The 24,800-nt window shown below is 46.5% G+C and carries 21 protein-coding genes and 6 tRNA genes; 23 read left to right on the top strand and 4 right to left on the bottom strand.

What is annotated here, in order from left to right; all coding sequences use genetic code 11:
- Window positions 1-22: 22 nt before the first annotated feature.
- The 8 genes from ACQEXP_RS17420 (at window position 23) to ACQEXP_RS17385 (ending at window position 4,758) form a co-directional block, all read left to right on the top strand.
- Window positions 23-781, top strand: coding sequence for an SDR family oxidoreductase (locus ACQEXP_RS17420; protein ID WP_426971085.1), 759 nt, complete (start codon window positions 23-25; stop codon window positions 779-781).
- A 229-nt stretch (window positions 782-1,010) separates the two neighbouring features.
- On the top strand, window positions 1,011-3,323 hold the full coding sequence (locus ACQEXP_RS17415) for a methyl-accepting chemotaxis protein (protein ID WP_426971084.1): 2,313 nt from the start codon (window positions 1,011-1,013) through the stop codon (window positions 3,321-3,323).
- A gap of 124 nt (window positions 3,324-3,447) precedes the next feature.
- The gene (locus tag ACQEXP_RS17410) at window positions 3,448-3,795 is read left to right on the top strand and encodes a HopJ type III effector protein (RefSeq protein ID WP_331428251.1); all 348 of its coding nucleotides are present in this window, start codon (window positions 3,448-3,450) and stop codon (window positions 3,793-3,795) included.
- Window positions 3,796-3,841: 46 nt separating this feature from the next.
- Window positions 3,842-4,195 carry an MmcQ/YjbR family DNA-binding protein gene (locus tag ACQEXP_RS17405; protein WP_426971083.1) on the top strand — a complete coding sequence of 118 codons (354 nt, stop codon included), beginning with the start codon at window positions 3,842-3,844 and terminating at the stop codon, window positions 4,193-4,195.
- 166 nt (window positions 4,196-4,361) lie between these two features.
- Window positions 4,362-4,435 (top strand) — tRNA-Cys (locus ACQEXP_RS17400).
- Window positions 4,436-4,438: 3 nt separating this feature from the next.
- Window positions 4,439-4,514, top strand: a tRNA-Gly gene (locus ACQEXP_RS17395).
- Between the two features lie 69 nt (window positions 4,515-4,583).
- Window positions 4,584-4,670: transfer RNA gene (locus ACQEXP_RS17390), tRNA-Leu, on the top strand.
- A 14-nt stretch (window positions 4,671-4,684) separates the two neighbouring features.
- A tRNA-Cys gene (locus tag ACQEXP_RS17385) sits at window positions 4,685-4,758 on the top strand.
- Between the two features lie 49 nt (window positions 4,759-4,807).
- On the opposite strand, the gene ACQEXP_RS17380 is transcribed toward ACQEXP_RS17385, so the two are convergent.
- On the bottom strand, window positions 4,808-5,788 hold the full coding sequence (locus ACQEXP_RS17380) for a diguanylate cyclase domain-containing protein (RefSeq protein WP_426971082.1): 981 nt from the start codon (window positions 5,786-5,788) through the stop codon (window positions 4,808-4,810).
- Between the two features lie 339 nt (window positions 5,789-6,127).
- Between ACQEXP_RS17380 and ACQEXP_RS17375 the strand changes: the two genes are divergently transcribed.
- The 9 genes from ACQEXP_RS17375 to nirD all read left to right on the top strand — a co-directional run bounded on the left by ACQEXP_RS17375 (window position 6,128) and on the right by nirD (window position 17,596).
- Window positions 6,128-8,743, top strand: coding sequence for a nitrate reductase (locus tag ACQEXP_RS17375; RefSeq protein ID WP_426971081.1), 2,616 nt, complete (start codon window positions 6,128-6,130; stop codon window positions 8,741-8,743).
- A 10-nt stretch (window positions 8,744-8,753) separates the two neighbouring features.
- Entirely contained in the window at window positions 8,754-9,638 is an 885-nt protein-coding gene (gene cobA / locus ACQEXP_RS17370; protein WP_426971080.1) for a uroporphyrinogen-III C-methyltransferase, read from the top strand.
- Window positions 9,635-10,582: a glycosyl transferase family protein gene (locus ACQEXP_RS17365; RefSeq protein ID WP_269375527.1), complete on the top strand. Its 948-nt coding sequence runs from the start codon at window positions 9,635-9,637 to the stop codon at window positions 10,580-10,582. The genes cobA and ACQEXP_RS17365 overlap by 4 nt, the downstream gene beginning before the upstream one ends.
- Before the next feature lie 72 nt (window positions 10,583-10,654).
- Window positions 10,655-11,236, top strand: coding sequence for an ANTAR domain-containing response regulator (locus ACQEXP_RS17360; protein WP_426971079.1), 582 nt, complete (start codon window positions 10,655-10,657; stop codon window positions 11,234-11,236).
- Window positions 11,237-11,508: 272 nt separating this feature from the next.
- On the top strand, window positions 11,509-12,882 hold the full coding sequence (locus ACQEXP_RS17355; protein WP_426971078.1) for a CmpA/NrtA family ABC transporter substrate-binding protein: 1,374 nt from the start codon (window positions 11,509-11,511) through the stop codon (window positions 12,880-12,882).
- A 65-nt stretch (window positions 12,883-12,947) separates the two neighbouring features.
- Complete coding sequence (locus ACQEXP_RS17350; protein ID WP_426971077.1) at window positions 12,948-13,916, top strand: ABC transporter permease; 969 nt, start codon at window positions 12,948-12,950, stop codon at window positions 13,914-13,916.
- Between the two features lie 10 nt (window positions 13,917-13,926).
- Window positions 13,927-14,775: an ABC transporter ATP-binding protein gene (locus tag ACQEXP_RS17345; protein ID WP_269375523.1), complete on the top strand. Its 849-nt coding sequence runs from the start codon at window positions 13,927-13,929 to the stop codon at window positions 14,773-14,775.
- 11 nt (window positions 14,776-14,786) lie between these two features.
- Entirely contained in the window at window positions 14,787-17,270 is a 2,484-nt protein-coding gene (nirB, locus tag ACQEXP_RS17340) for a nitrite reductase large subunit NirB (RefSeq protein ID WP_426971076.1), read from the top strand.
- Window positions 17,270-17,596: a nitrite reductase small subunit NirD gene (gene nirD, locus ACQEXP_RS17335; protein WP_269375887.1), complete on the top strand. Its 327-nt coding sequence runs from the start codon at window positions 17,270-17,272 to the stop codon at window positions 17,594-17,596. The genes nirB and nirD overlap by 1 nt, the downstream gene beginning before the upstream one ends.
- Before the next feature lie 58 nt (window positions 17,597-17,654).
- Here the strand turns inward: nirD and ACQEXP_RS17330 are convergent, their stop codons facing one another.
- On the bottom strand, window positions 17,655-18,998 hold the full coding sequence (locus ACQEXP_RS17330) for an ATP-binding protein (protein ID WP_426971075.1): 1,344 nt from the start codon (window positions 18,996-18,998) through the stop codon (window positions 17,655-17,657).
- The gene (locus ACQEXP_RS17325) at window positions 18,992-19,693 is read right to left on the bottom strand and encodes a response regulator transcription factor (protein WP_426971074.1); all 702 of its coding nucleotides are present in this window, start codon (window positions 19,691-19,693) and stop codon (window positions 18,992-18,994) included. Before ACQEXP_RS17325 ends, ACQEXP_RS17330 begins: the two co-directional genes overlap by 7 nt.
- Before the next feature lie 504 nt (window positions 19,694-20,197).
- Between ACQEXP_RS17325 and ACQEXP_RS17320 the strand changes: the two genes are divergently transcribed.
- The 6 genes from ACQEXP_RS17320 (at window position 20,198) to ACQEXP_RS17295 (ending at window position 24,350) form a co-directional block, all read left to right on the top strand.
- Complete coding sequence (locus ACQEXP_RS17320; protein ID WP_426971073.1) at window positions 20,198-21,754, top strand: hypothetical protein; 1,557 nt, start codon at window positions 20,198-20,200, stop codon at window positions 21,752-21,754.
- A gap of 96 nt (window positions 21,755-21,850) precedes the next feature.
- Window positions 21,851-22,363, top strand: a complete 513-nt coding sequence (locus tag ACQEXP_RS17315; RefSeq protein WP_269375518.1) for a hypothetical protein — start codon at window positions 21,851-21,853, stop codon at window positions 22,361-22,363.
- Between the two features lie 191 nt (window positions 22,364-22,554).
- Window positions 22,555-22,641: transfer RNA gene (locus tag ACQEXP_RS17310), tRNA-Leu, on the top strand.
- Between the two features lie 13 nt (window positions 22,642-22,654).
- A tRNA-Cys gene (locus tag ACQEXP_RS17305) sits at window positions 22,655-22,728 on the top strand.
- 225 nt (window positions 22,729-22,953) lie between these two features.
- Window positions 22,954-23,715 carry a carbon-nitrogen hydrolase family protein gene (locus ACQEXP_RS17300; protein WP_426971072.1) on the top strand — a complete coding sequence of 254 codons (762 nt, stop codon included), beginning with the start codon at window positions 22,954-22,956 and terminating at the stop codon, window positions 23,713-23,715.
- 38 nt (window positions 23,716-23,753) lie between these two features.
- Window positions 23,754-24,350 (top strand): class I SAM-dependent methyltransferase, encoded by a 597-nt coding sequence (locus ACQEXP_RS17295; protein ID WP_426971071.1) that lies wholly within the window; start codon window positions 23,754-23,756, stop codon window positions 24,348-24,350.
- Here the strand turns inward: ACQEXP_RS17295 and ACQEXP_RS17290 are convergent, their stop codons facing one another.
- Window positions 24,351-24,785, bottom strand: coding sequence for a DUF4174 domain-containing protein (locus tag ACQEXP_RS17290; protein ID WP_426971070.1), 435 nt, complete (start codon window positions 24,783-24,785; stop codon window positions 24,351-24,353).
- Window positions 24,786-24,800: the final 15 nt, after the last annotated feature.

The raw sequence follows: 24,800 nt of genomic DNA, 5'->3' as shown, positions 1-24,800 counted from the left end.
CCAAGATACGAAGGAAGAAGCCATGGAGTTAAGAGAGAGTGTCATTGCAATTACCGGTGCAGGGCAGGGGCTAGGTCAGATGATGGCGATTACGCTCGCCCACGCAGGCGCTGAACTGGCTCTGATAGATGTTAATCCACAGGCGTTGAAAAGTACCCAAGACCAGTGCCATATGTTGGGCGTAAAAGCACTGACTTACCGTGTTGACGTAACCGATGAAGCGCAAGTTGAACAAGCTTTTAGTGACATTGTCACTTATTTTGGACGATTGAATGGCTTAATCAATAACGCAGGCATTCTACGAGATGGATTGCTGGTCAAAGTGAAAGACGGCGTAGTAAGTAAAATGTCGTTGGAGCAATTTAATGCTGTCATTGATGTCAACCTGGCCGGAACGTTTTTGTGTGGGCGGGAAGCGGCACTGCGCATGATAGAAACGGATAGTCAGGGCGTGATCATCAATATATCGAGTGTCGCTCGCGCAGGAAATATCGGACAAACAAACTATGCGGCGTCTAAGGCTGCCGTGGCGACACTCGCGACAACGTGGGGTAAAGAGTTAGCGCGTTATGGAATACGTGCCGTTGCGATAGCGCCAGGCGTTATCGAAACCCCAATGGCTGCGCAGATGAAGCCCGAGGCAATAGCGCGGCTTGAGGCGATGATTCCTGCTGGACGCATGGGTAAAACATCGGAGATTGCTCATACGGTGAAGTTCATCTTCGAAAACGATTATGTCAACGCAAGAGTCATTGAAGTGGATGGGGGGATTCGGATGTAAGGTCGCCCCTTTTGTGAGTGCTCTGGCTTCCTATTGATTAATTTGTTTTTCCATCTTGTTGAAAGGTTAAGATTGGTTGCATACACTAAATGACAAGTGCGCATACAATATCTAGGAAAGATATATAAATACATAGCGCGCACACGTAACATTTTGGGTCTAATGCGTTGGCTGGCGATTCCTCTAAATATGAAATGCGGACTTGAGCAATCCGCAAGAGGTTGTCGTTATGAAAATCGCAACAAAAATGGTGTTGGCTTCAACGCTATTATGTACTTTAGCTGTGGTCGCGACTGGTATTATTGTCGGGTGGCGATCCTCGGATCTGTCCGAGAGTGCGCTCTATCAGCGAGCAAATAGCCAGTTAATTTCTGTTCGAGAAATTAAGAAAAATGAAATAGAAAACTATTTCAATCAAATTGCAGGTCAAGTGGTGACGACGGCAAATGCTGTCGGGGTTCAAGATGCGATAACCTTGTTTAGTAACGCGTTTGCCAGCTATCCCATCGAATCTGTTTCTGAAAGTGATCTCGGTAAACTCCGAGACTACTACCAATCAAGTTTCGGCGCGAAATATCGTCAGTCTAACTCTGGGCAATCCGCGGGTGAGTTAGAGAAACTGAACTCATTGGATGCAACCTCAAGGGCGATTCAAGCCAGATACATAGGTACCAACCCCAATCCTCTGGGAGAAAAACACCAGCTAATGAGTGACTCCCTCGGGACGGAGTACGACAAAGTCCATAGTATTTACCATCCCAGCTTCAAGGGATTTTTGGAACAGTTTGGTTACTACGATATTTTCTTGGTCGATATGCAAGGATTGGTTGTCTATTCGGTGTTTAAAGAGCTGGATTATGCGACCAACCTAAAGAAAGGCCCGTATGCGAATAGTGGCTTGGCCAAGGCCTATAACCAAGCTTTGAACTTATCAGCGAACCAGTATTACTTGGATGACTTTGCGCCTTATTTCCCTTCATACGAAGCCGCGGCTTCGTTTATCGCAACACCGATAAAAAGAAACGGTGAAACCTTAGGCGTTTTAATCTTCCAAATGCCCGTTGATGAGATCAATAGAATCATGACCTTTGGTGGTAGTTGGAGCTACGCTGGTTTAGGGGAAAGTGGCGAGACTTACCTAGTGGGGCAGGATGGCCTGTTACGCAGTGAGTCGCGATTCTTTTTGGAGTCGCCAGATGGCTATTTTTCTGCCTTAGAGGCGGCGGGCGTCAGTGCTCAGGTCATCAATCAGATTGACGCCAAATCCTCAGCCATTGGTCGCCAGCCTGTGTCCACATCAACGTCTAAACTCGCCCTTAGAGGGCAAAGTGGCTCGGAGTCAATTCTTGATTATCGCGGGGTTGAAGTGCTGTCGGCCTATGCGCCAATCAAAGCGGCTGGGTTGTCTTGGGGAATCATTACTGAAATTGACCGAGATGAAGCGCTACAAGATATCACAACGCTCAACAAAGCCGTGGTCATTACAGTGATTAGTAGCATATTTGTTGTCGTCACTATCTCAATGATCATTTCATATTTCCTCGGCAGCAGCATTGCTAAACCGATCAGGCTAGCGAGTCAAAAAATTCAGCACATCAGTGCAAACAACGACCTGACTCAACGTTTAACTGTTGAAGGCAAAGATGAGATGACGGATCTTGCGGTATCGTTAAACGGCTTGTTTACGCATTTGCAGGACATTATTGGCAAATTTGCCCAAGTGACTAACAACTTGAATGACAACACCCAAAGTATGGCGGGTAATATGAATAATACTCGCTCCTCGGTGGCTGATCAGAACGCGCGAACCGAAACTGTTGCCACTGCGGTGAATCAAATGAGCGCTTCTATCGCGGAAGTGGCTCAGTTTGCCAACCGTGCGGCCGAATTTGTAAAACAAGCCAATGAAACCGGCAGTGAAGGGGTATTGGTTGGGCAAAGCCTCGGTGACGAAATTTCTCGCTTAGATGCGGAAATGCAGACTGCGGTCGCAGCAATAGACAGATTGAACAATGAGACTAATTCGATCGCTGAAGTTTTAGATGTCATCCAAGGTATTGCAGAGCAGACTAACCTACTTGCGCTCAATGCCGCTATTGAAGCCGCTCGTGCGGGTGAACAAGGGCGAGGCTTTGCTGTGGTTGCCGATGAAGTACGCTCTCTCGCTGGGCGAACACAAGCCTCTACTGAAGAAATTCGCGGTAAAATTGAGTCACTGCAACGAGAAACAAATGGGGTTTCTTCCAGTATCCAAAATGCGAATGCGACGGTCTCACAAGGGGTCACTACGTGTGATCGAAATACCCATATGCTTGAGCAAATCGTCAACATGCTCAACGAACTCAATGAGATGAATGTACAAATAGCGGCTGCGACGGAAGAACAAAGAGCGGTGACGGATGAGATAAGCGGCAGTATAACGTCTATTGCCGACGCTTCCGCCTCAGTATCGGTGCAAGTTCAGGATGCAGACGAGGTGTTGCAAGGCATTTCAAGTGAAGCGGAACAGCTCAATTCCGAGGTATCTCAATTCAAGTATTAACGCAAATTTGAACGGTTAATCAACCCAGCACTGACGGACAACCTCTGTCCGTCAGTGCTGTGTGTCTTTCATTCTCGTACTCCCTATTATAAAGTGTTCCGAAATCAAAGGAGTACACACTGATATGGAACTTAATTCTTTTCTAGACAAACTTGCTCAGGCACCTGAAAGTGTTCAGTTTGAAGAGACGATGGCAGTTATTGATGCGAACTACAGCTTTACCCCAACGGCATTCACTAACGGCAATACTCACAATCAGGCCGATCAAAACAATGGGTCTTGTAAGATCTTTGCATTTGCTCAGTTAAATCAACTGCAACCTGCGGCAACGCTTGCTTGCTTTGGTCAATATTACCGTGATGATGTTTTGGGTAATCCTCAAGGTGAAGATCACGCCAACATCCGTAATTTTATTCAGTACGGATGGCAAGGGATTGAATTTTCAGGCAATGCATTAGTCGCTAAGTCTTAGCCAAATAAGGAGCGTCATGCTCCTTTTTGTTTTTGGGAGTAACACGATGAACAATACTCAACTTGCCCAGTTTCTCGATGGATTCGTAGGTGCAGAAGCCGATTATCCATTTGGTCCTCAGGCTCTTGTGTACAAAGTTAAAGGTAAGATGTTTGCCATATTGTCGGAAAGGGAAGGAAGGGAGTATGTGACAGTCAAAGTGGTGCCTGAAGATGGTGAGGTGTTGACGAGCCAGTTCACTGACATCACACCTGGTTACCATACCAACAAACGTCATTGGGTTACGGTTTATTATCCGGGAGATGTAGAAGACGGTATGATTGAAGACTTGTGTGAGCGTTCTTATCAGCTCGTTGTGAAAAAGTTGCCTAAGTTGCAACAGCTTTCACTCGGTAGCTAGTGATTGTGTTAGTACAATCAGTGAACGTATAGATCAAACAAGCGCCATATTGCTTCAAAACTCAGCAATCAAAATAAAATGTGATATTTTTATTTGACTCTCATCGCTCAATCCGTAAAGTATGCAGCGAACGCAGCGGTGGGTAACCTAAAGCGTTGAAAAAAAAGGCGCGTTGGCAGAGTGGCTATGCAGCGGATTGCAAATCCGTGGACCTCGGTTCGACTCCGGGACGCGCCTCCATTTGCGACACTAGCTCAGTTGGTAGAGCGCAACCTTGCCAAGGTTGAGGTCACGAGTTCGAACCTCGTGTGTCGCTCCAGATTATTTGGGTAGCGATTTTTATATCGATATCCTAGATGGTGTCTCCATCACAAGTTTAGATTTGTGTGCCCTGGTGGTGGAATTGGTAGACACAAGGGATTTAAAATCCCTCGACGTTCGCGTTGTGCCGGTTCAAGTCCGGCCCGGGGCACCATCTACAAAATTTGAGGCGCGTTGGCAGAGTGGCTATGCAGCGGATTGCAAATCCGTGGACCTCGGTTCGACTCCGGGACGCGCCTCCATTCCATTAAAAAAAACAGCTTATTGCTGGTTTTTTTATATCTGCTGTTTTTACACTTCTGCCAATGGTTTATTTGAGTCGTCCAACTCAACCAGTGCGAAACCATTTTTGCCGTTTTTCTTAATCTCATACATGGCTTCATCAGCGCGTTGATAGATATCAGCGAATTGATGGTGACTTCCAGCATATAGGCAAGCTCCTATACTTAGACCAATCTCGGCTCTGTTGTTGGCATTTATCGATGGGATCACATTGACCAACAGTGAATCACAAAGGTGTGTGATCTGGTTGCGAGTGGAATTACCACAAAGAATGACAAATTCATCGCCACCAAGACGGCCAATTTTTGCGTTTTTAGGCATATGACGGGTCAAACCTTCGGCAATTTCAATCAATAACCTATCGCCCGCTTGGTGACCGGATTGGTCATTAATGTTTTTAAAGTTATCGATATCGATAAAGATAAGTGCGCTGGTTTTGTGTTGATTGAACGTGAGTTGGTGATCAAAAGCATCCTCAATGGCGATACGATTTAACACACCAGTCAAAGGGTCGCTATTGGCGAGCTTGGCGAGCTGTATTTCATAGCGTTTTTCTTGGGTGATATCGATATGCGTGCCCATCATACGCAGCGGCGAACCATCTTCTGCGTACTCAACAATTCTGCCACGATCGGAAACCCAACTGTCGGTGCCATCTTTATGGGTCATACGATGAATGACCTGATAAAGGTCGGTTTTACCTGCGATATGGTCTTCAAAAGCGCCAACAGCCAAATCATAATCGTCGGGATGCAGCTTACTTTTCCATGTCTCTACCGTGGCAGTGAGTTCATTGGGCTGGTAGCCGAGCATCTTTCCCCATTCCATGTTAAAAATGGTCAACCTTCCTGACGGCACATGCTGTTCCCATAGACAAAGTCCGTTGCCATCGAGTGCAACGTTAAGCTTTTCTTGCAAACGCTGGTTGGCGCGTTTTAACGCTTCATTCTCATGCTTGAGCTGTTCAATTTGTTGTTTATAGTCGTCCATCTCCTTCCCTGCTATAGCGACTAATCAGCCTTGAGCCACTATAACTCATCTGTCTGGTGAATATCTATGGTGGGATAAGAGAAGGTGAGAATCAAACAACAGCACCAAATGTTGGTTCGCTTCGCACCGAATCGAACGTTGTTGCACACATCTAGTGCGACCATCATGATGACGCTAGGTTAAGTCATTGAATTTATTAGACTCAAATGTCTGGCACTCTATTTGCTCTTTAGTAATTGCCTCCGTAAACGGCGGCCAAAAATATAGATAACAACGTCACAGGCAGCGAAGCCTCTCTCCGTTAGTGAGAGAGGCTTTCGCCGTTTTAAGGAGAGTGTGATGACAACGGAATGTATGAAAACGGCTTGCCCGTACTGCGGCGTGGGCTGTGGAGTAGAGGTCAATCAACTTGGTATTGTTGGTGATAAACAGCATCCTGCGAACCAAGGATCATTGTGCGTAAAAGGGTCGGCACTGGCACAGAGCCTCGACATGCCTACTCGGTTGCTCTATCCAAAATACAAAGGGGATCAGATTGGCTGGGAGCAGGCCACCGACTTAATTGCTGATGCTTACTCTCAGTCGATAAAAAATCATGGGCCAGACTCAACCGCAATGTACGTCTCAGGACAATTGCTGACCGAAGATTACTATCTAGCGAACAAGTTTATGAAAGGTGTGGTGGGTAGTGCCAACATTGATACTAACTCACGATTGTGCATGTCGTCGGCGGTAGTGGCACACAACAGAGCGTTTGGTGAAGATGTGGTCCCCGTGAACTATGATGATATCGACGCAGCGGAGCTGATTGTTATCTGTGGTGCCAACACCGCTTGGACTCATCCGGTGCTGTTTCGTCGTATTCAGCAGGCTCGAGAACGCAATCCTGATCTTAAAATGGTCGTCATAGATCCACGAGAAACAGTGACGGCGCAGCAGGCGGATTTACACCTTCCGATACCCAATGACAGTGATATCGCGCTATATAACGGCTTGCTGCGCTTTTGTATCGATAATCAGTATCTAGATAGTGACTACATCAAACAACATACCAGTGGCAGCGAAGCCCTGTTTAGCCATCTAGCGTGTGAAACTTATACTCTCAAATCACTTTGTTCGCAGTTGAGCTTAAAACTGGAACAATTAACGACCTTCTATCGCTGGTTTGCGACAACCAAGCGTACCGTGACACTGTTTTGCCAAGGGGTAAATCAATCAGAGTTTGGTGCAGACAAGGCCAATGCCATCATAAATGCTCACTTAGCAACAGCAAAGCTCGGAGTGACGGGGGCGGGACCTTTCTCAGTAACAGGCCAACCCAACGCGATGGGCGGACGTGAAGTGGGAGGATTGGCAAATCAATTAGCTATTCACAGAGGCTTTGATGCACAGTCACTCAAGATAATCAGTGATTTTTGGCAAACTGATCATCTAGCAACCAAGCCGGGTCTAAAAGCGGTTGAGTTATTTGAAGCGGTGGATCGAGGTGATATCAAAGTCATCTGGATAATGGCGACCAACCCTGTGGTATCGATGCCTGATAACCTATTTGTTCGGCGCGCATTGGAAAAATGTCCGTTGGTGATTGTTTCCGATGTCACGTCCGATAGCGATGTAGCGAAGTATGCGGATCTGTTGTTACCGGCCGCTGGTTGGGGGGAAAAGCAGGGCATGGTCACCAACTCCGAGCGTATGCTCACAAGGCAGCGCCAGTTTTTACCGACCAAAGGTGAAGCGAAGCCAGACTGGCGAATCATCGCAGAGGTTGGCGCGAAATTATGTCAAAGACTCGGCATGCACAACTTGCTTGATTTCTCGACGGAATCACAGGTGTTTCGAGAGTACGCTGCAATGACTGGATTAAACGAAGGAAGCCCTTTGCTGCTAAATCTTTCCCAATACGCCAATATCAGTGAGCTCGACTACAGTGCGTGGCAGCCAGTGCAGTGGGGCGGTGATCGACCATTTTCTGGTGGTCAATTCAGCCATGCTGACGGAAGAGCGAGATTTGTTGTAACGGAACCAAAAATAACGACGAGTGATGGCGAGTGGTGGCTCAACAGTGGTCGTCAGCGCGACCAATGGCATACGATGACGCGCACAGGTCACATCTCGCATTTAGCCGTCACCGAGCCAGAACCAACGGTATACATCAACTCACATTCAGCCGCATATATGGGCATCGAAGAGGGGCAATTGGTCAGTTTGCTTGGGACAAGCAGCGAAACAAGCATCGTTGTTAAAGCCGCTTTTGATGATGGTTTAAGTGACAAACAGCTGTTTATGTCGATGCACTGGGGTGGCGTCTACGGCGCGGATAGTCAGATTAATGCTCTTTTAAGCCGTACGGTTGACCCCCATTCTGGTCAACCTGCCTTCAAGTCTCAACAGGTTGATCTGCAACCCGTTAGAGTCGCTAGCTATGGCCTCTATCTCGGTGAACGATTTGAGATGAATGACTGCCTATACCGTTCCTTCCAAACCGAAGAGCGTACAGGTGTCTGGCGTTTTGCTAGCCGTGATTGGATCGACAAAAGTACAGCCAACGATATTGGTGGGACGAATTGCCAACGTAGAATTGTGCTTGAACTGGCTGATGGGTGGTTATCGGTAGGGTTTGATGACGTTGGTGAGCAAAAAATTGTCCGCTCGTTGCTGATTGTCGCGCGCCAGCCGATTAAGTCATCGAGTAGTGAACTGGCTCGGCTGGTTGGGACACAACTAACGTTTTCTCAACTACTTTCTCTTGCAGCGCAGCAAGAGCAGACAGAATTGGTCTGTAGCTGCTTCAGGGTTAATGACAGGCAAATTATAAACGCGCTGGAAAGCGGCGAATGCAATACCGTCATTCAGCTCCAAAACCGGCTTAAATGTGGAACCAATTGTGGTTCATGCCTACCACAGATAAATCAGTTGGTAGAACGTCATGGACAAATGATCAGCGTCAGCAAGTAGGAGATAGCCAATGAAAACAAGTCGATTGCATAAAGAGGGATCATTTCGTGACCTACGCAGTGCTGGGTTTGTCAGCCATTGCTATACAAACTATCAGCAAATCATGAAGGATAACCGCTCAGAGCCAACCGCGCGCGGTGGTAAAGTCTATTTAGTCGGAGCAGGACCAAATGATCCAGAGCTATTGACACTGAAAGCCCTCAGAGCGATTGAGCAGGCTGATGTCATCATCTATGACCGATTGGTAAATCGAGAAATCCTAGATTTTGCCCCTTTAGGGTGCCAACAAATCTATGTCGGAAAACGCTGTGGACAACCGAGCTTAACCCAGCAGGAAATCAGTACTATCTTGGTTGAATTCGCGAAATTAGGTAAATCGGTTGTGCGGCTTAAAGGGGGAGACCCATTTATCTTTGGCCGTGGTGGAGAAGAAGGTTTAATGCTCGCCAAGCACAACATTGACTATCAGGTAATCCCAGGAATTACCGCGGCGATTGGCTGTGCTGCTTCCTCCTATATCCCGTTGACTCACCGTGAACTGGCGCGCAGTGTCACCTTTGTTACAGGACAAGTGGTCACAGGTGCGTTGCCTGCGTGGTCTGAACTTGTTGGGGCGGGGCAGACATTGGTGTTTTATATGGGGCTGGAGAAAGCAGAAGAAATTGAACAGGGCTTGTTAAGCCACGGGGTCGCTGCCGATTTTCCTCTTGCCATCATCACCCATGGTTGCAGTCGCCAACAAAAAGTACATGTATGTGGCTTAAATCAGCTCACTGAAAAGGCGAATGAACTTAAAGGCGTCAGTCCAGCATTGATTATCTTAGGGGAAGTCGTCAAACTGCGAGAAGAACTCAAAAGAACCGTAGAGTCAGTGATTTCGCAAGAGGAAGTATGAGTACAATATTGGAATGTATCCGCACAGTAGGACGTGGTGAGCGAGGGCGCAAGCCTTTGAGCTTTGAGCAAGCTTATCAAGTAATGGACGAATATCTTGATGGTCAGTGTGGTGACGATCAGATGGCGATGTTGCTTATGCTGATCCGTGTACAGAATGAAACTCAACAAGAGATAGGTGGTTTCGTCAAAGCCTTCCAATCTCGTGTGCCAAACTTAGGTGCCGATATTGATTGGCCTTGCTACGCAGGAAAACGAGCCAGCGCTGGCCAGCCATGGCATTTATTGGCAGCTAAGCTATTGGCTAATGATGGATACAAGGTGTTGCTGCATGGTTATCACGATCGACCTGCGGGAAGGTTGCATGCTGAAGATTATTTAGATGCGCTATCCGTGCCACTGGCTGATTCCCCACAGCATGCGCAGACGCTGTTAGAGCAGCAAGGGATCGCCTATCTACCTCTTAAACACTTTGCGCCTCAAGCTGAAGTGATGATTGGTTGGAAGAATCGCTATGGGTTAAGGACGCCGATTAACACCGTTGTTCGAGCTCTGAATCCCGGAGGCGCCAAGCTTGGACTTCGTGGTAGCTTCCACCCTGGGTTCCAGCAACTACATGCTGAAGTCGAATCTGAAATAGGTTTAACGAGCCACGCTGTGGTGTCATTTAAAGGTCAGTCGGGTGAATCCGAATACAATCCTAAAGTGAGCCAAACCGTGTGGGTAAGCACGACAAAGGGTGTCGAGTCACACTATTGGACTGAACGTATGTTGACGGATATTCCCTTACCAAAATCGTGTGTGTTCAATACTGACCCTAATGATCTCAACATGATGGCTAACACAGTTGTCGCAACGATGGCTGCGACGCTGTTCGCACAATTTAACGACTATGATTTGGCGTTTGAAAAAGCGTATCAGATTTGGTCTGACTACTGTCGCTAATTCCTATTAATTCCTGTTTGGCACATTCCTTGTTATGTCTCTGTAAGATTGAGAGAAAAACAAGGAATGTTGATGAAACAAAAACTCTCCCAAAACCCGATTGTCATCTGTTGTGATCGCCTCGATCAGCAGGCACAACTTGCGACTCAACTCGCCAAAGACTATGACAATATCATCACTTGTCAGTTAAGTAATTTTGAAAAGATGCTGGAACGTGAGCCCGACGCGTTAGTCGTAGTGGGCTGGCAAAGAGCCTGCGCAGAAGTGAAGCTGATGATTGAATTTTGTAGCCTCAAAAACCGTCCACTAGTGATTATATTGGATGGGATAAATGTTAATGATATTAATCGCTTACCTGAATCGGTTGATTATGTTTTGCTCTCAAATGAACAGACGTTATCGCTAGGTCCATGGCTGGAGCATGCATGCCAACTACGTACCACGCTGGATCTTCTACAGCAAAAAATTACCGCGCTAGAAACCAATTTACAAGAACGGAAGGTGATCGAAAAAGCCAAGGGCATGCTAATGAAACTCCATCAGGTTGATGAGGATTCGGCATACAAGGCGATGCGAAAGACAGCGATGCAGTCAAGCCAATCACTTGCTCAAGTAGCGCGAAACTTATTGCAAACCCTTGAGGCGCTTCAGTAACTCTTCTACCACTTTGGGGTTATACAAAAAAATCCGCAATGGTGCGCCGTGCACTAATTCAAGGCAAATATAGAATTTTAGGAATGGAAAGTTACGTTAACCATTTGATATTTAAAATATTTCATCTTTGGCACGCAACTTGGAATAGGTAAAACAAGCAGTATCACAATTTGTTCAATCGTAACCTGACATTATCAACGGCGGTAATAGACAAGGATGCAATGGCGCTACGACTCTTCGGAGACGTGGCGCCTTTTTTTTGGAGAAAATCTATGAAATGGAAGACAGTCTCAAAGCAGTCGTTAACCGCACTAAGCCTAGCGACATTGCTTTATTTACCTCATACGTACGCCAACGTTGGTGAGCCTGAAATTGAAGACCTCAAATTTGGCTTTATCAAACTGACGGACATGGCACCGTTGGCGATCGCCTATGAAAAAGGGTTCTTTGAAGATGAAGGGCTCTACGTCACATTAGAAGCGCAGGCGAACTGGAAAGTGTTACTCGATCGCGTCATTGACGGAGAGCTTGATGGGGCGCATATGTTATCGGGGCAACCTTTGGGGGCTACGATAGGTATTGGAACCAAAGCGGAAGTCATTACTGCATTCAGTATGGATCTTAACGGCAACGCAATCACGGTTTCCAATGACACTTGGCAAAAAATGAAACCATTTATCGCCAAGCAGGCGGATGGCAAACCTGTACATCCAATTAAGGCGGATGCGCTTAAACCAGTGGTAGAGAGTTATTTGGATCAAGGCAAGCCGTTCAACATGGGAATGGTATTTCCGGTATCAACTCATAACTACGAACTGCGTTACTGGTTAGCCGCTGGCGGGTTACACCCAGGCTATTACGCCCCAGAAGTAGGCGACAACAGTGGGCAGCTCAACGCAGATGTTATGTTGAGTGTGACACCGCCACCGCAAATGCCCGCGACTATGGAGGCGGGTACGATTCAAGGGTATTGCGTAGGCGAACCTTGGAACCAGCAAGCGGTGTTTAAAGGGATAGGCGCACCAGTCGTAACTGATTACGAAATCTGGAAGAACAATCCAGAAAAAGTGTTCGGTGTTTCCAAGAGTTGGGCGGAGAAGTACCCCAATACTCACATTAGAGTGGTGAAAGCCTTAATTCGCGCCGCACATTGGCTTGACGACAACAACAATCAAAATCGTGTCGAAGCGGTTAAGTTGCTATCTGAAAGCAAATACGTGGGAGCGGATTTTGATGTTATTGCCAACTCAATGACCGGAACATTCGAATATGAAAAGGGTGACGTAAGAGAAGTTCCAGATTTCAACGTGTTCTTCCGTCATAACGCGACTTACCCCTATTACAGTGATGCTATTTGGTACCTGACCCAAATGCGTCGTTGGGGACAAATTCCGCAACAGAAGTCCGATCAATGGTACATGGACATCGCTAAGCAAGTTTATCGCCCTGACATATACCAACAAGCAGCGCAGTCTTTGATTGAGGATGGTCTATTGAGCGAAAAAGATTTCCCTGATTTTAAACAGCAAGACGGCTTCCGTGCGCCACAGAAACACTTCATCGACAACATCGTATACGACGGCCGAACGCCCAATGCCTATCTAGAGAAATTCTCGATTGGTCTAAAAGGGCACGACAAGGTGTAGCAAAGCTGAGAGGGGAGCAACTCCCCTCAAAATTACAACAATGACAAGGATGTAGAGGAGTCGTTATGTCGAGCAATGTTATCTCGTTAATCCCGAGCAAGAATCGGGTTGCAAACAAAAGCAAAGCGTTTCTATTACCAGTGATAGGCATCGTGATGTTCCTTTTGATGTGGCACTTTAGTGCTCGTCAGGTAGAAACCTCATTGGGTACCTTACCTGGCCCAGCTCAAACCTACCAACAATTGAGTAATTTGGTTGTCGAGCATTGGGACGAACGCGCAAAAGAAGTTGCCTTTATCGAGCGACAAGAAAAACGCAATGCAGAAAAATTAGCCAAGAATCCCGATGCAGAGGTCAAGATCAGACCTTACACGGGGAAGCCCACTTTTTTTGACCAGATCATCACCAGTCTGATTACGGTTGCGAGTGGTTTCGCACTCGCTACGGTGATTGCGATCCCTCTTGGTATCGTGCTTGGTTTAAACCAAGGGGTGTATCAGGCGTTCAATCCGATAATCCAGCTGCTAAAGCCAGTGTCGCCGCTTGCTTGGTTACCCATCGTTACCATGGTCGTTAGCGCAACGTATGTCAGTGATGATCCGCTGTTGGCGAAATCGTTTGTGAACTCTCTGCTGACCGTTGCGCTGTGTAGTCTCTGGCCAACCCTGATTAATACGGCGGTTGGTGTGACCAGCGTCGATAAGGACTTAATCAACGTCAGTAAAGTACTGCAACTATCGTGGTGGAGCCATATTCGCGTGATCGTTCTACCTTCAGCGATTCCAATGATCTTTACCGGACTGCGCCTCTCGTTAGGCATAGCGTGGATGGTGCTCATTGCTGCGGAAATGCTGGCGCAAAATCCCGGCCTTGGAAAGTTTGTTTGGGATGAATTCCAAAATGGCAGTTCGGCCTCACTTGGACGCATTATGGTTGCGGTCATCACCATAGGCTTCATTGGTTTACTACTAGACCGAGGTATGTTGCAGCTGCAGAAATGGCTGTCTTGGAACAAACAACAGGCATTGCGATAGGGAGAGTCATATGTCGAAAGCGATACTCGATTTAACACAACTGGGAATGCGATTTCCAACGCCTAACGGTGAATTTATCGCACTAAAGAACGTCAATCTGCAAATAGAAAAAGGCCAGTTTATTTCCTTGATTGGGCACTCTGGATGCGGAAAGTCTACGGTACTAAACCTTGTCGCAGGCCTGAATTTACCAACAGACGGCGGTGTAATTGTTGATGGTCGTGAAGTGAGTGGACCGGGGCCTGAGCGGGCGGTGGTGTTCCAAAACCATTCTTTACTGCCTTGGCTAACGGTTTATCAAAACGTGGAGCTCGCGGTGAAACAAATCGCGTCGAAATACTGTGGTGAGACCAACCCAAAGTTATGGATTAAACGACAAGTCGAACACTACCTTGAGTTGATCCAGATGTCCCATGCTGCGGACAAAAAGCCTGATGAGATATCGGGAGGTATGAAGCAGCGTGTCGGCATCGCAAGAGCGCTAGCGTTGCAACCTAAAGTGCTGTTAATGGATGAGCCGTTTGGGGCTTTAGATGCACTTACACGTGCGCATTTGCAGGACTCGTTAATGAAAATTCAAGCCGAGCTCAACAACACCGTCATCATGATTACTCATGACGTCGACGAAGCGGTGTTGTTGTCAGACAAGATCGTCATGATGACCAATGGTCCGGCAGCAACAATTGGCGAGGTGCTTTCTATCGAATTGCCGAGACCAAGAGACCGCGTCGCGTTGGCTGAAGATAGCCAGTATCAGAAATATCGTCAGAGTGTGCTGCGCTTTTTGTATGAGAAACAGTCGAAGCAGGTTACGCCGTCACATAAGGGCGATAAGACAGACCTCAGCGAAACGGCGTAAGGAGAATGGAAATGGAACATATTGTAGTTGTTGGCAATGGTATGGTTGGTCACCACCTGGTCGCGCAATTGGTTGAGCGAAGCGCTCATTTGGAAAAACGCATTACCGTCATTGGTGAAGAAAGATTTATCGCGTATGACCGAGTTCAGCTCTCTTCAATGTTCGCCGGAAAGAGTCACCAAGACCTGATGCTAAGCAGTGAAGAGTGGTACCACAAACATGGTATCGAACTACTGCTGGGATCTCAGGTGAGTAAAATTGAACGTCAAAACAAACGTCTAGTGCTCGATGGCGATACGGTGATTGGGTATGACAAATTGGTGTTGGCAACCGGATCATATCCCTTTGTTCCACCAATTGACGGCAATGATCGCAGTAATATCTTCGTTTATCGGACACTGGATGATCTGTCAGAAATCAAGACGGCGTGTCAGGGAGCGAAAACAGGTGCGGTCATTGGTGGCGGCTTATTAGGGCTTGAGGCGGCTAACGCATTGAAGTTACTTGGGGTAAAGACTCATGTAATTGAATTTGCGCCACGATTGATGCCAGTTCAGCTCGATGATGAAGCGGGCGCGGTGCTTAAAGGCAAAATTGAGGCGCTGGGTTTGTCTGTTCATACCTCGACTGCAACCGAGCGTATCTGTGATGGGGAAACTGCTTGCCATCGCATGGTATTTAAAGATGCCGAGCCACTTGAAGTTGACGTGATTATTTTTTCTGCGGGAATTCGTCCGCAAGATTTTCTGGCACGTGAAGCACAACTCGACGTTGGGGAAAGAGGGGGAATTGTCATTGATGATCAGTGTAAAACCAGTGACCCGCACATATATGCCATCGGAGAGTGTGCCTTATGGCAAGAGAAAATCTTTGGTTTAGTCGCGCCTGGATATACGATGGCGAGAGTGGTTGCTGACGGCTTATTAGAGCGAGGAAATGCAGGGTTCACCGGTGCTGATATGAGTACCAAACTCAAGCTGCTTGGCGTAGATGTTGCGTCCATTGGCGATGCCCACAAGGCTACCGAAGGGGCACAAGAGATGACACTTCACGATTCGGTAAAAGGGATATATAAGAAGCTGGTGGTGGATGCTTCGGGTACCCAACTGCTTGGGGCAATACTGGTTGGGGACAACTCCGATTACGATGCACTTTTGCAATGCTACCTCAATAAAACACCTTTACCTGACCATGCGGCTAACTTGTTGTTTGATTCAAGCATACTCGATGGTGAGTTAGCGGATAACGCCGTGATCTGTTCCTGTCATAATGTGACCAAAGTGGATTTGGTCTCGGCGATCAAAGCGGGTGCGCACGATCTGGATACCTTAAAAGCGCAAACAAAGGCCGGCACAGGCTGTGGTGGTTGCAGCAATATGGTCAAAACGGTATTGGACGCACAACTGGTTGCGATGGGTGTTGAGGTGAACAACCATCTATGCGAACACTTTGAACTGTCGAGACAAGAGCTTTTCCATATCTGTCAGGTTGAACAGATCAAAGACTTTAGCAGTTTGATTGCAAAACATGGCAAAGGGCATGGTTGTGACCTTTGTAAACCGACGGCTGCTTCTATTTTTGCCTCGCTATGGAATGAACATATCATGGAACCTCAGCACAGCAGTTTGCAAGATTCTAATGATGCCTTCATGGCCAACTTGCAGAAAGATGGCTCCTATTCCGTTGTCCCAAGAGTGGCGGGTGGGGAAATTACTCCAGATAAACTGATTGTACTGGGACAGGTGGCAAAGAAATATGATTTGTACACCAAGATAACCGGTGGTCAGCGAGTCGATCTATTTGGTGCCCAAGTGGAGCAGCTACCCGAAATATGGCAGGCGCTCATCGATGCTGGCTTTGAAACAGGGCACGCGTATGGCAAGTCGCTTCGTACGGTCAAATCGTGTGTTGGTTCAACATGGTGCCGCTATGGCGTAGACGATTCAGTTGGCTTGGCGATTGAATTAGAAAATCGCTACAAAGGTCTTCGCGCTCCACACAAGATCAAGTTTGCCGTCTCAGGGTGTACCCGAGAATGTGCTGAAGCACAGAGCAAAGATATCGGCGTTATTGCAACGGAAAACGGCTGGAATCTATATGTGTGTGGTAATGGAGGAATGAGGCCCAGACACGCTGATTTAATCGCAGTTGACTTAACCAAAACAGAGTTGATTGCCTTGATTGACCGAGTGTTGATGTTCTACGTGCGCACCGCGGATCGTTTACAAAGAACATCCGTTTGGCTCGAAAATCTCGAAGGGGGACTCGATTATCTCAAGCAAGTCGTGATCGACGATGCATTGGATATTGCTCAGTCACTAGAAGAACAGATGCAACATGTGGTCGATACCTATCAGTGCGAATGGAAGAGCACATTGGAAACACCGGCTAAGTTACACAAGTTTAAGCCTTTCATTAACGCTGATATTGGCAGCCAAAGTTTGCCTTATCAACGCATAAGAGGACAACGAATTCCAATCAAGGAGGAAGTGTGATGGAAGTGGTTGAAGCGATCAAAGTATGTGACTTGTCACAGTTGACCCCGTATCAAGGCCGTACCGCGCTTATTGATGGGCAACAGGTAGCGCTGTTTTATGTCCCCGATTCAGGTCTCTTTGCGCTACAAAACTGGGACCCTATTGGCAAAGCGTATGTGTTAAGTAGGGGCATCGTTGGGGACGTAAAAGGCAAACTATGTGTAGCTTCCCCCTTATATAAACAGCACTTCTGTTTATCTACGGGAGAGTGCATTGAAGATCCAAGCGTATCGGTAAAGTGTTGGCCAGTGCGTGAAAGTCACGGTGATGTATTACTGGGCTAGCTTGGTCTTGCCTTAATAGGTTATCAGGCCCCGTCTCGTTATGGGGCTTGTTTTAACGTTATTCATCTCTGATAGAAAGGCGAAACTTTGCACCACCTAAGTCACTATCACCGACCGAGATAGTCCAGTTAAGCAGTTTGGCAGCGCTGTTTGCGATGGCTAACCCTAATCCAAAGCCTCCGTTGTTAGCATTGCGGCTGGCGTCCAGGCGAGAAAAGGCAAGAAAGATTACACTTCGCTTATCTTCTGGGATTCCCACTCCGTTATCCTCGACATCAATGATCCAATGTCTATCGGCTCTGTCGATGGTGATTTTTACCAACCCATTGCCATAGCGATCGCCATTCTTAACTAAGTTATCGAGAACAAGTTTTGCTAATGTCACGGGCAAAGATAATGAGTCCATTACTCGGTTGTGCTTAACCTCTAATTGAACGTCACAACTTGCGATCATGTTGAGACGGTTTGCACAAAACTCTTTGAGTGAGACAACGGTTTTATCTGGCCGACTGGTGTGAAAACCAGACTCATTGCTTAGCCGGGATAATTGATGGATGTCTGCGGATAGGCTACAGATATCTTGAATATAGCCATCGATATCATTGAAAAGTTGATCTCGATTGGGACAGTCTTGACGTTGAACGAGATCACACGCCATTTGAATCTTACTGAGTGGAGTGCGAATTTCATGTGGGAAAGCATGAGCAAAGACTTGTCCCTGTTTAACTAAACGCTCGATGTCATCCGCCATGCTGTTAAAGCTCTGCGCGATCTCCTTGATAGGCGAGATATGGTAATCGTCGGCTCTAATGTGCAGCTCACCCTGCCCAAAGCGCTCCTGAACAGAGATGAGACGATTTATCCGTTTATTGACGCGGTGAAGGGGAAGGTAAATAAGTAGTGCCAATGCAAGGCTCATGGTCACAAAGAGCGTCAACATAAAGCGAACTTCACGATCCTTATACCAAGGAACCGCGGCAATAAAGGGGTCTTCGATCTCTCTGAACACTAAATATTTAGTGGAGTTAGGAAGCGGCAAGGCTGTATGGAGGAGGTCATCGGCATCCATATACACCTTAACGCCTTGTGAACTTGAGTATAACGTGCAGTCGTCGCACAGCGATTGATTTTCATCGAGATTCGATTCAAGCGACAGGGTGTAGTCGTAAAAAGTGAGGTGTTGAAATCGGTTGAGTCGTTCATACAAACCTTGTGGTTCATAACGGCTATTGAGGTAATGCTGCGCGTGGCTGATTCCATCTTGAACAAAGACCTCGATATCAGATTGGCGTAGATACTGGCTACCAAAATGCATGAACACGGATAAGGTGATGACAAGACCGACCAAGCTTTCAGCATAGAGGCAACTGAACATAGACTTAGGACGACAACTGATCAGCATTGGCTAGTGCCTACTAATTTATAACCTTGGTTACGGACGGTTTTGATCGTTGCGGTATAGACTTCCGCTTGGATCAGTTTCCTGCGTAGCCCAGAAATACGCATATCAATAGAACGATTATTGACATCGTATTCGATGCCTCTGGCCAATCGGCAACAATGCTCCCGAGACACCGTTTGACCTGCATGTTCGATCAACAGTTGAAGGATTTCGAATTCGGAATTTGTAAGGCAAATCGGCTTATGATCGTAGTAGGCGGTTTGGTTTTGATTGTTAATGACGATGCCATGAGCATCGCAAATATGGTTAACTTGTTCGAGTGTTTGTTGTCTCTTATAACGGCGTAACAAAGCTTCAATACGCGCGACGAGTATGTGACCTCGAACAGGCTTGGTGACGTAATCATCTGCGCCGAATTTGAGTAAACTCACTTCACTCATATCGTCTTCTGTCGCCGTCAGTACCATGATCATACCCGAGTAAAACTGGCGCGCTTCACTGCAAATTTCTGCGCCGGTTTTGCCGGGTAGCATCAGGTCGAGTAACACCAAATCAGGATTGCTTTGACGGATTCTCTCGACAGCAATATTGCCGTTATCGATCACGTCGACATCATAGCCTTCTGCTGTGAGATACATTTTGGTTAACTGGGAAATATCTTTATCGTCTTCGATTAGTAAAATCTTTGAGTTCATCAAACGACGCACCACCTTCGCTCATTTTCGCCGCAGTATATATCAATAGAGTGATGCATCAAGCGAACACATTGTTGGTGTATATGGATAGCCGCGCTAGAACGGAAGGTTTACGAACGATTTCTAAACGCTGACGCTATATATTGCGTACGTTTGATAGGTAAATACTCAATAAAGATGAGCGGTTGTGATAGGAAAATGCTTACAAACGCTTACGTCCGGTTTTTTACCGTATTCATCTTCTTTAAAAAGCATTGACTCGCGTGATTCACCACATGCAACTCTCGATGTTGCTGCCAAATTTTCCCCATTCCGTGCTTGAGTATGTCAACCAAATGTAAGAAGCGAAAAGGTATCGCTTACATAGCAAATGCGAACTCGGATGTGTAATCGAATGCATAATTGAAATTGGCCATACTGACCAATAGCATGCTCAAAAAATCGATGTGTCTACTTAGAAACTGCTCGAAATCGACTCATCTAGCCGTATTGGGAAATGCGAAAATGAACAAAACAAACTTATCTTTACTGGTGTCACTTACGGTTTTGTCAGGCTGCGGTAGTGATACTCAATCAAGCGTGAATAACAATGTGAGCTTACCCATTATTCAGGGCTCAGCAATTGGGTCTGCGACAGTATATAAAGATGTACCAAGTGAATTTGCTGTTCAAGGAATTACCACTTACGTGAAACTGTTACCGCGAGCGAATGTGAGTCGAAGTTCTAAAACGTCAACATCCGAAGCCGCCATTCATATCATTGCCGCTGATGATGGAGTCAATGGAGAGAAAATCCGTCGTGCCGTTATGATTATGCAGCATCTACTCACTGATTTTTCAGGTAGCAGTTATGGTTCGGATAAGACGTCGATCGCCAATAGTATGGCTGAACGAAATGCGACCCTAATGTTAACCGCTAATGATCAAGCGAACGAAGCTTTGATGACGAGATTGTTCGTCAAAGAAGCGTTTAAGCAAGGTCAACTCGAAGCATGGGTCACGGCTTCAGGTGCTTCGACCTTAGCTGGACTGGACTTTACCAGTGAACAGGCGTTTATCCATTCGTTTACCAACTACAGTGCTAACCAAAGTGAAGCGGATGTTGAAGCGGTTAGCGAAAGTTTTGTTCAGGGTGTATCAAAAAGTACACAGACACCCAAATGGCTAATGAACAGCCAAGCATTAATGTACCGAGAGCTCACGCTTGATGGCGATTGTCATTACATGAGTAAGTACGCCAGTTACTGTACGAACCTCGGTCGTAATGCCGATAGAGATGCTGCCTATGAAGAGATACTTCACCTTGTTCAAGCACAAGGAATTGCGCCGAACAGCAACTATCAAGCGTTGCAACAGCAGATTGATGCGCGGGCGCTGAGCCTTTATCAAGACCATAAAGCGGGAAGAAATGCCGTATGGCGACCAGAAGAAGACACATGGCAAGAGTGGCTAGGGGATGACGTTAACTCCGCAACGATAGGCACTACATACTCGCATGAGTATTTTGCTGCTGCATTTGAAGCGTATATGGGGCTCGCTCAACATAACGGAACTGGTTTGGATGGCTATCAGGCTTTGACGCGCCAAGCGATGGACACTCAAGATCCCGATGCCAAACAGTGGATTTCGCAGTTCTTCCATGACTATATCCAGTACACGGCTCGTATCGACTCTGAGGGCGTATATACATTTAAGATCAACCAGTTTCCGGCTAGCAGTGATGTTGCGACGTTTAAAATGAATCGTGATGACGCCATTGCTGGGGAAGAGTATACCTATAAATCACAGTGGCTACTTAATGCTCAAATCATCGGCAATCGAGCCATCAATCTTATCGCAAACGATAGGGACAATAGACTCGAAGGGAACAAATACAATAATACTGTTGATGGAAAAATGGGTAACGATAGCTATGTAGTTGATGCCAAGTATAGTGAGTGCTCTCAAGTCCAACCAAGTGTTAGTGGATACATCGTCGCTTGTCCTTCAACAGGCAAAGATACGCTGGTCAATATCGAGAACGTCATCTTTAAGGACAGAACCCTCGCCATCGTCCCTTAGACGGCAAATTTACATTTATGAAAAATTAGCATTTGCATATAGTGGTAGAGATTTAATAAAACAGTGTTCATAATAACGGCCGAATTAGGAGACATTATGAATAGAATTTGGCATGTGGCTTTATTAAGCATACTCCTCGCGGGTTGTGTGCTTTATCCGACAACTCGTGAATACTACAAACCTGTAGTCGAAGGTAGTCAAATCGAAGTCGCTAGTACCAGTTGTGGATATCACAAAGCAAAGCATGACGGTATAGCGGAGCAGTACGCAGAACACAAGGTGAGCCTTTTCCCGAGCAGAGATGAAGACAACAGTATCTCCATCACTGCGGTTCTTGAGTCTACACTTGAGCACAATAAATTGATCGACGCAGAAGTTGTGACGGAAAGTGGTGCACTGATGAGCGGGCCGAGCCTGTTTCAATTGACGTCAAAACACTATGACTCGGAAGGTATATACCGTTCTTGGTTTGAAGCGAAATATCCACCGCTCAAAACGAAACCAGAACAACTGACCATCCTAGTAACCGATGAAGACGGTAAAAAACTTGAATTCCATTTTGTGCACACAACTCAAGACGATATCTACTACGCGTCGATTAATTGTTGAACGTACTGATGAACTGGGAACTGTCTGATTCTTAGCTGTTTCAGTTGTTTTGTAACCGCTAAGATGAATTTTTCGGCATTCAAACTCAATTAAGTCTTAATTATATTGACCTTGGCGAACAATCGATTAAAGTACACCTCGTTCGAATGACACGCTCGTTCGGATGATGGTGTACCATCGCAAATTGCGTTGCCCTGGTGGTGAAATTGGTAGACACAAGGGATTTAAAATCCCTCGGCGTTCGCGCTGTGCCGGTTCAAGTCCGGCCCGGGGCACCATCTAAAAATTTGAGGCGCGTTGGCAGAGTGGCTATGCAGCGGATTGCAAATCCGTGGACCTCGGTTCGACTCCGGGACGCGCCTCCATTTCAGATATTGACCAGCTAAGAGCTGGTTTTTTTGTATCCATCTAAAACAACCACTTCTCTTGTTACTTAAGGCTTAACGTTTGTCTAAGCTGCACTCCGATTGAACGGAGATTCTTGGCAGCACCCCACGTGTCTAACATTCAAAACCATCTTACCGTTGCGAGAAGAAAGAACTCACGGCACTATAAGCCTAAGCGAGTATTTGTTTGGTTAAGGAGGAACCTTGAACACTGGACTCACAATCAGCTTGGTGCAAACCCCAGTCACAAAAGGTGACTTGCCAGCCAATCTTTCACGGCATCTGGAGATGATCGCAATCTCTGCACAAAAGGGCGCCGATTTAGTTGTCTTTCCAGAGTTGTCGCTGACCGGTTATGAGCTCGAAATGGCTGAAGAGCTTGCAATGACGACTCAATCTGACGTGTTCACTCGTTTGTCAGATTCTGCCGTTGAGCATAACGCCGCGGTTATTGCTGGCTTTCCTTTAAAAACATCTGCGACGCTAAAACCCACGATCGCTGCGGTGATCTGTCTTCCTAACGGAAAGGTGGAATTCTATTCGAAACAATATTTGCACCAAGGTGAGGAAATATATTGCTCAGCCGGAAACAAGGATTATCTACTCGAAATCGCTGGTCACAGGATTGCACTAGCAATATGTGCAGATTTTTCAGCACCAGAGCACTCACAAGCCGCGCATCAGTTGGGCGCAACTCTTTATTTGGTTAGTGCACTTATTTCACAACAAGGCTTTGAAGCCGATGCAAATCTTCTCGCTGACATCGCGACAAAATGCCGTTTCCCAGTACTGCTAAGTAACCACATATCGACAACGGGTGGTTGGAAAGCATGTGGTAAAAACTCACTATGGAACGCCAAAGGTGAGCTGGTGTTTTGTTCAGAATCGGCACAGAGCGGTTTAGTCCTTTGTACTGTTAAGGGCAGCGATATTGACGCACGTTATGTACTTATTGATATCAACTAGTCATCGCCACTTAAGTAGAACTATGGAGCGACCCCAGCATGGATGAGAATAAGAAAATCTGGCAAGAGTATTACCAAAAAGCCTTGGCTCGTCCTCATTCTCAAAGAACCGAATGGGTGGTGAGGTTAAACCAATCTGTTACTAAAGTTGCGATTGATTGTGGATGCGGGACGGGTAGTGATATGGAGTATCTGTTCCAACAAGGTTACCAAGTATATGGCTTTGACATTAATCCGGACTCATTAGCCATTTGTAATGACAGATTTGGGGCAAATCCATTCATCGAGTTAACCCAATCTTCCTTCGAAAACTATGACTATCCAAGCGCGGGTGTTGTTATTGCAAATTCAAGTCTGTTTTTCGCTGATCCTGATTACTTTGATGAAATTTGGCGTCGTATCGAGTCTTGTTTAGAGTTAGGTGGTGTCTTTGCCGGTGATTTCATGGGATTAAAGGACAGCTGGGCAAATAATTATAGAAGTGTAACGTCTGCGTTTAGTGAGGAGAATATTCGTAAACTCTTCACCAATTTTGAAGTCGTACGGTTTTATGAGCGTGACGAACAAGCTCCGACATCACTAGGCAAGCTAAAGCATTGGCATACCTTTTCAGTTGTGGCAATAAAGCGCCGTTAACTAAGCGGAACACGGGCTCACTTTAGTCGCCATTTCACGCTGCCTCATTGGCATTAGGTCGATAATGTGTTTGACGAGTTCCCAATCCGTTTTTTTGTCCCAGCGACGTTTCTCGCCACCGTCTTTGCCGAGCAATATTATGGTATGTGAATCAGGCTTAACCTTGTAAGCGTCAAATAACGCTGGCAGGTCAAACTCCTCTTTCATCCATGCTGGAGAGGTAAAACCATCCGCCGTAACGACAAGCGTGATCAAATCTCGCTCTTCTAGCTCACATTCGTTGATTAAGCTCTCCAGAACAAATTGTTTGACGTGAGAGTCGTTAGTCGGAGCAAAATAGATCAGACTACGGTGAGGCATTGGGTGGCTATAAGTAGGGTAGCCCCAAGCCATGGGACCGAACAGCAGGGCAGTGAGTAGAAGGAAAATACGCATCAGTTCTCATCTCCC

It is taken from the genome of Vibrio sp. TRT 1302 (assembly GCF_050113875.1).
In the GTDB taxonomy this organism is placed as follows: Bacteria; Pseudomonadota; Gammaproteobacteria; order Enterobacterales; family Vibrionaceae; genus Vibrio.
This window is presented reverse-complemented; position numbering and strand designations above follow the sequence as displayed.

What these genes read in the sequence shown, in the direction of transcription:
- ACQEXP_RS17420 (WP_426971085.1), top strand. Translation starts at nt 23, where the DNA reads ATGGAGTTAAGAGAGAGTGTCATTGCAATTACCGGTGCAGGGCAGGGG.
- ACQEXP_RS17415 (WP_426971084.1), top strand. Translation starts at nt 1,011, where the DNA reads ATGAAAATCGCAACAAAAATGGTGTTGGCTTCAACGCTATTATGTACT.
- ACQEXP_RS17410 (WP_331428251.1), top strand. Translation starts at nt 3,448, where the DNA reads ATGGAACTTAATTCTTTTCTAGACAAACTTGCTCAGGCACCTGAAAGT.
- ACQEXP_RS17405 (WP_426971083.1), top strand. Translation starts at nt 3,842, where the DNA reads ATGAACAATACTCAACTTGCCCAGTTTCTCGATGGATTCGTAGGTGCA.
- ACQEXP_RS17380 (WP_426971082.1), bottom strand. Translation starts at nt 5,788, where the DNA reads ATGGACGACTATAAACAACAAATTGAACAGCTCAAGCATGAGAATGAA.
- ACQEXP_RS17375 (WP_426971081.1), top strand. Translation starts at nt 6,128, where the DNA reads ATGACAACGGAATGTATGAAAACGGCTTGCCCGTACTGCGGCGTGGGC.
- cobA (WP_426971080.1), top strand. Translation starts at nt 8,754, where the DNA reads ATGAAAACAAGTCGATTGCATAAAGAGGGATCATTTCGTGACCTACGC.
- ACQEXP_RS17365 (WP_269375527.1), top strand. Translation starts at nt 9,635, where the DNA reads ATGAGTACAATATTGGAATGTATCCGCACAGTAGGACGTGGTGAGCGA.
- ACQEXP_RS17360 (WP_426971079.1), top strand. Translation starts at nt 10,655, where the DNA reads ATGAAACAAAAACTCTCCCAAAACCCGATTGTCATCTGTTGTGATCGC.
- ACQEXP_RS17355 (WP_426971078.1), top strand. Translation starts at nt 11,509, where the DNA reads ATGAAATGGAAGACAGTCTCAAAGCAGTCGTTAACCGCACTAAGCCTA.
- ACQEXP_RS17350 (WP_426971077.1), top strand. Translation starts at nt 12,948, where the DNA reads ATGTCGAGCAATGTTATCTCGTTAATCCCGAGCAAGAATCGGGTTGCA.
- ACQEXP_RS17345 (WP_269375523.1), top strand. Translation starts at nt 13,927, where the DNA reads ATGTCGAAAGCGATACTCGATTTAACACAACTGGGAATGCGATTTCCA.
- nirB (WP_426971076.1), top strand. Translation starts at nt 14,787, where the DNA reads ATGGAACATATTGTAGTTGTTGGCAATGGTATGGTTGGTCACCACCTG.
- nirD (WP_269375887.1), top strand. Translation starts at nt 17,270, where the DNA reads ATGGAAGTGGTTGAAGCGATCAAAGTATGTGACTTGTCACAGTTGACC.
- ACQEXP_RS17330 (WP_426971075.1), bottom strand. Translation starts at nt 18,998, where the DNA reads ATGCTGATCAGTTGTCGTCCTAAGTCTATGTTCAGTTGCCTCTATGCT.
- ACQEXP_RS17325 (WP_426971074.1), bottom strand. Translation starts at nt 19,693, where the DNA reads ATGAACTCAAAGATTTTACTAATCGAAGACGATAAAGATATTTCCCAG.
- ACQEXP_RS17320 (WP_426971073.1), top strand. Translation starts at nt 20,198, where the DNA reads ATGAACAAAACAAACTTATCTTTACTGGTGTCACTTACGGTTTTGTCA.
- ACQEXP_RS17315 (WP_269375518.1), top strand. Translation starts at nt 21,851, where the DNA reads ATGAATAGAATTTGGCATGTGGCTTTATTAAGCATACTCCTCGCGGGT.
- ACQEXP_RS17295 (WP_426971071.1), top strand. Translation starts at nt 23,754, where the DNA reads ATGGATGAGAATAAGAAAATCTGGCAAGAGTATTACCAAAAAGCCTTG.
- ACQEXP_RS17290 (WP_426971070.1), bottom strand. Translation starts at nt 24,785, where the DNA reads ATGCGTATTTTCCTTCTACTCACTGCCCTGCTGTTCGGTCCCATGGCT.